Raw genomic sequence first — 371 nt, 5'->3', positions numbered from 1 at the left:
CTTTTTCTTCGCAGGATCGACATAGGTGACAATACGGGCCTTGTGTTTGATATTCTCTCCGCCCTTTATATGTTTCCTGAACTCCACGACCTGGACTCTACACTCCATGAGGCCACACGGCAACATGTACATTGTGTCAGAAAGAGTATCATATACAAGATTCTTCTTCATCTTTGTCACGTATGTGACGCCACGATTGGTCAGTTCCTCAAACCTGGCATAGTCTATGTAGGCCCTGTCCATGGCAATGATATCTCCATCGTTATAATTCGCGGGCTTCAGCATAAAGCTGTCATTGGTTGCGGCTGACGTGAACTTGATGTCAGACGGCACGAACTCGTTAGCGTGGATATTGGTGTGCACTTTTATGC

General features: G+C 46.4%; 1 protein-coding gene. It reads right to left on the bottom strand.

From position 1 onward, the window contains the following. On the bottom strand, positions 1-363 hold a 363-nt coding region (locus tag CIK92_RS05970; RefSeq protein WP_254046010.1), incomplete at its 3' end, for a transposase. Positions 364-371 lie beyond the last annotated feature (8 nt).

The sequence above is a fragment of the Prevotella sp. P4-67 genome (assembly GCF_002251325.1).
GTDB lineage: Bacteria > Bacteroidota > Bacteroidia > Bacteroidales > Bacteroidaceae > Prevotella.
Note: the sequence above shows the minus strand (reverse complement) of the source record. Positions and strands in the feature narration are given on the sequence as shown.